Origin of the sequence: Streptomyces sp. NPDC021562 (assembly GCF_040640875.1) — a bacterium.
In the GTDB taxonomy this organism is placed as follows: Bacteria; Actinomycetota; Actinomycetes; order Streptomycetales; family Streptomycetaceae; genus Streptomyces.
The window spans coordinates 1-4792 of the sequence record NZ_JBFACN010000067.1 but is presented as its reverse complement, the minus strand read 5'-3'; the positions used below and the strand labels follow the sequence as shown (position 1 = coordinate 4792).

At 37.4% G+C, this 4792-nt stretch carries 5 protein-coding genes; 1 reads left to right on the top strand and 4 read right to left on the bottom strand.

The genetic code is table 11. The features are described from left to right. The first annotated feature begins 364 nt into the window (after positions 1 to 364). Positions 365 to 922 carry a replication/maintenance protein RepL gene (locus tag AB0G52_RS40785; protein ID WP_048558832.1) on the top strand — a complete coding sequence of 186 codons (558 nt, stop codon included), beginning with the start codon at positions 365 to 367 and terminating at the stop codon, positions 920 to 922. Between the two features lie 13 nt (positions 923 to 935). Here the strand turns inward: AB0G52_RS40785 and AB0G52_RS40780 are convergent, their stop codons facing one another. The 4 genes from AB0G52_RS40780 to AB0G52_RS40765 form a co-directional block, all read right to left on the bottom strand. After that, a complete protein-coding gene (locus AB0G52_RS40780) occupies positions 936 to 1133 on the bottom strand; it encodes a hypothetical protein (RefSeq protein ID WP_048558833.1) in 198 nt (65 codons plus the stop codon). Next, on the bottom strand, positions 1133 to 2479 hold the full coding sequence (mobV, locus tag AB0G52_RS40775; protein ID WP_053082646.1) for a MobV family relaxase: 1347 nt from the start codon (positions 2477 to 2479) through the stop codon (positions 1133 to 1135). The genes AB0G52_RS40780 and mobV overlap by 1 nt, the downstream gene beginning before the upstream one ends. Positions 2480 to 3093: 614 nt before the next feature. Continuing rightward, positions 3094 to 3471 carry a quaternary ammonium compound efflux SMR transporter QacH gene (qacH, locus tag AB0G52_RS40770; RefSeq protein ID WP_000121134.1) on the bottom strand — a complete coding sequence of 126 codons (378 nt, stop codon included), beginning with the start codon at positions 3469 to 3471 and terminating at the stop codon, positions 3094 to 3096. Continuing rightward, entirely contained in the window at positions 3471 to 4022 is a 552-nt protein-coding gene (locus AB0G52_RS40765) for a TetR/AcrR family transcriptional regulator (RefSeq protein ID WP_000028029.1), read from the bottom strand. The genes qacH and AB0G52_RS40765 overlap by 1 nt, the downstream gene beginning before the upstream one ends. Between the last annotated feature and the right edge of the window lie 770 nt (positions 4023 to 4792).

Here is a 4792-nt window from a genome sequence, read left to right as displayed (position 1 = left end):
TCCTCGTTTTAGGTACGTCGGCTTGGCGAAAGTACAGCACCGCCAAAATTTCGGAATGCAAGGAGAAAAGGGTGGAGATTTTTCGGTGGTCTGTCCGAAAAATACTACCCGAACCTTGCGTGGAGAAAAGCCCTTTAGGAGATATAGAAGGGAACACAGAAAAAATGTTGATATATCAATGTTTTAGTTAAGGTAATGTGTCATAGCTTGTGACACGTATATGTGTCATAGCTTGTGACACATAGTTGAATTAAGATGTGTCATTTTTTGCTTGACTATAGTTCATTTTTGACCTATGATGTGTCATAAATTATACATATAGGTATCACAGCTGATGATACATAACAAGGGAGAGAAGGATTCTATGCCAGCAGAGGTGCGTAAATTGGACGAGCAGAGAAAAATTAATGTTGAGTTAACCCCTGAACAACTTCAAATGCTTCAAAGACTTATTGATCTTGAACAGCAAGAAAACAAAGACAAAGAGCAATTTGAAGAGAAAAAGAAAAATCATAATTTCATCCAGCTTTATCGTGACAACATGCCAGAATTAAGATGGTTAATGGCAAATCATAACTTCGCAAGTTCTTTATTATTTTTTATCTTGGAACACATGGATAACAGAAATGCTTTAGCTTGTTCTTATGCAGTTTTTGAAGATTATTTTGGCAAATCAAGGTCAACAGTTTACAGAGCAGTAAAGCTTTTAGAGGAGAATGGATTTTTAAATGTTTTAAAAATGGGAACATCAAACGTCTATGTAGTGAACGAAGACCTTGCTTGGACAGATGGCAATGACAAAAAGAAATTTGCTAAATACGATGGTAAAATCCTTGTCAGCAAAAAGGAAAACAAGGACTTTGAATACAAAAGCCAATTTGATAAATTTAAAGCCCTTAGAGAACGTGAAAACTTAAAATAAAGCGAGTAGATAACTACTCGCCTTTCTTTATTTCAAGAGCATATTTGCCCTCATTTGAATCTTGGTCAACACTTGTAAAAACACCAATATCTTTTATTGGAATAAGAGTTCCAGAACCTAAATGAGGTCTCTTTCTATCCCTCATAAAAAGCATTAATTCTCCCTCTTGGTCTAGTTTCTCCAACTTCTCAACCAATTGTTTCACCTTCATCAGCGTTCCATCTCCATCCCTTTTTGCCTTTGTGGCTTCTCCATTTTTTCTAAAGAGTCCTGGACTAATTTATCTTGCCTATCATCCAGGAACTTGATTGTACTTCGGTCTACATCATTCATCCTCAAGAACGTTTTTACTCGGTCAAGTTGAGCGTGTAAAACTTTGCCCACCCTCTCTTTAAAAACAGAAAACTCCTTGCTGATCTGCACGAGTTTTCCCTTCAATTTTCCGTTCTCTAATTTCAATTCCCGATTCTCATTTTGGTAAGACCGGTTCTCAATTTTTAGAGTGTCCACCTGTTGTTTTAACTCCTTTTTCTCCTTCAACTGGTCATTATATTTATTAACGAGTCCATTGTACTTTTCTATCAAGTCTCCATAGTTCTTTACAATGTCTGTTTGCTTCACTTTTTGCAGTGCTTTTTTCTCTGCTAAGGAGTCTAAATTCTCTTCAATATCTTTGTAGTAATAGCGAATTTTATCTTGTCCAATTTGCATATCAGCTTTCAGCTGCGTAACTTCTTTTTGAGTCTTTTCCAACTCTTTCTGCAGATTCTCTGCTTGTAGCTGATAAGCCACACCATTGGTCGCATAATCGACTAGGCTTTTGTAGTCTTGTTCCTTCATTCCAACAAGCCCTAGAACCTTTTTAGCTTCGATATTCGCAATCGATTTCGATTTATCATCAATCTCTTGAATATGCCCCATTGTCCGCTCATATTTCTCTTGGGCTTCCTTCTCCATGCTTTGAAACGTTTGAGCCTTATATTTAGCCGTCTCCACGTGTTTACGGCTCGACGAGACCCCTCTTTCCAAATTAAAGTCATTTTGCTTCAGGTACTGATTAAAATCGTCCTGAAGACTCACCAGTTGCTTTTTCTGGCCAAAGAAATCTTTAGCCGATAGTCGGCCATCCTCCGTTACTGGAACGAAGCCTACGTGCATGTGAGGGGTTTTCTCGTCATAGTGAACAGTCGCATAGATTAAATTCTTTTCACCGTATCGATCAGCAAGGAACTCATGAGCCGTTTCAAAATACCTTTTCTGCTCTTTGGGTGAAATTTTATCGAAGAATTCCTTGTCAGAGGTAATTAAGAATTCAGCCAGCTTAACTGCATCTTTACGGATCTTTTTTCCAGAGGTCACATTGTCCTCAATTACTTGGCTAATTTTCTCGTTGTAATCAATCTGCCTTTGACCGTTTATCAAGTCATAATTCAGATGAGAATCAGCTTTATTGATGTCGGGATTCGTTTCACTTTCCCTCTCTCTTTGGTTGTGAAATTGAATCCCTTTTATCCCATTTGATTTCATTTTCTGCATTCGGATAATGGAGTAACTCATGGGGTACGCACCCTTTCTGAAAATCGATAGATTAATAGAAAGTGTAACACACTACACTTTGCACGCAAAGTTTCATGTGGTCTGCGACGCTAAAAGCCAAACCTTGGGCTTTGCCCAAACCCACTGGGGAACTCTTCCCCAGACCCCCTTAATCGAACTCCCCAACCCCTCAATCCTTGAGGGGCTCCCTCGCCGGTAGGCAGCTCAAAAGGTGTTGCCTTTTGAGACACCAAGAGGGTCTTGGTGAAGTGAGTCTATCAACTCCTTATCCTCCCTTCGGTCCGGTACCGTTGACAGACGCCATACGGGCCTCTCTCGCCTTTGTAAGAGGTTGCCCCTAGTAAAAACCCTTAAAAAGCAAAAAAGACGCTTCTAGGGGTAGCGTCAGGGAAATGCGGATTTACAACGGTAAGCATTTGATACAAGTCTTATGAGACAGTCAGAAGTCATTTAAAACGCTAATTTCATTATGTCTCAATAAACTCTACTCTATTGGAATTGTGAAGTGATACACTTAAACTAACGTACGCAGGTTTGTTGAATAAGGACTTCAAAAAATACCCTTAATTAAGCTAAAAAGTCCTTCTCTTTATTAAGAAGGACTTTTTTATGTGTTATTCCATTGTCTCATTCATTGTAATAGTTTCGCTTGCTTCATGACCAGATTCTCCATGTCCTGGTCCAAACAAATTCAATATTACAACTCCTACAAGAATCAGTGTTATTCCTGCAATGCTAGCCATGTTAAGTTTTTCCTTCCAAACTAAAACTGAAATTACTGTAGTCAAAACAAGTCCTAAACCTGCCCATAATGCATATGCAGTGTTTAAGGGGATTGTTTTTAGCGACAAGGATAAAAAGAAAAAACAACCAACGAAAGCTATTATTACCCCTATTGTAGGATAGAGTTTTGAAAAGCCTTCAGATGCTTTTAATAGGGAAGAGCCAATAATCTCCCCCACTATTGCAAGTGCTAAATATAGATATGACATTATTCGTCCTCCTGAATCATGTTTATTAGTTCATCAAAAACTTGTGTTTTTAGTTCTTCATTTAATGGTGCCATTCCAAATATTTCTGAAAACCAAAGACCATCTATGGATAATCTTGTAATTGTTATTTTGACAGGATCAATTCCATCAGTTATTAACTTTGTATGCAAAATATCGTATCTCTGCCGGAATTCATCTAATAAATCTGGATTAATAAACATAGCAGCCATTAGTGCGGAATTTAGATTATTGTTTTCTAAATCGGAAAATGTAGATTTAAGATAAGCCCTATTCCATTTTCCTATTGCGTTATCATCGTCGTTATTAACTAACGTATTAATGCATTCGAAATAATTATTTGTCCAATCTTCCACCATTCCTTTAATTAATGCTTCCTTGCTAGGAAAATGGTATAATAATCCACCTTTACTCACGCCAGCTCTTTGGGCGACTGCCTCTAATGTGAGTTTGACAACTCCTTCTTCTTTTACAATTTCAGATGCAGCAATCAATATATTTTTTTTCTTATTAGCATGCTTTGAAATAGACATAATAACCTCCATAACTTAGATACATATAATATACCTTCTGGACGGTTTTTTTGTCAATCGAATTAAAGCTCTTATTTAATATCACTCTTTCACATAAAAATAATCCAATAAATTAATCTAAAGATTGTGAAGAAATGTACTTAAAGTAAAGGGAGCTTTAGTTCAACAGTCGATTTCTTAAAATCGGCTTTATTTATGGGTGAAAATTACATTACCGTTGTAAATCCGCATTTTCAGGACTCTACCCCTTCTAGAGCGCCTCTCATTGTTTTAGCGATTAATTATTATTCCCCTTATTATTTTTTTGAAAATGTTCTTTGTAATATAAATAATCAACTTTATGTTTTGTGGACATTAATTGAGTCGCTAATATTGCGGTGTAAATTGTCGTCAATCCTAGTGCTACTACGGCTAATAAATTTAAATTACTTTTATTAATGCTACTGTTACTATTCATGAAAGCTCAACTCCCTTCTTTAAAATTAGATTTCTAAATATCAAAGATTTTTATTCGAACACCATCAATTCTCCCCTTGTTTTAGGGTGGAGGCTGGCAAGGGGGTTTGGGGGAAGCCCCCATATTGCGTAGATCCATAAGGCAAAAGAGAAAATTTATGAACGGAAGCTCTGGCGGTTTTGGCGGTATAATGGCTCGAGCAAGCCGATTTCCTGAATTCCTCGTTTTAGGTACGTCGGCTTGGCGAAAGTACAGCACCGCCAAAATTTCGGAATGCAAGGAGAAAAGGGTGGAGATTTTTCGGTGGTCTGTC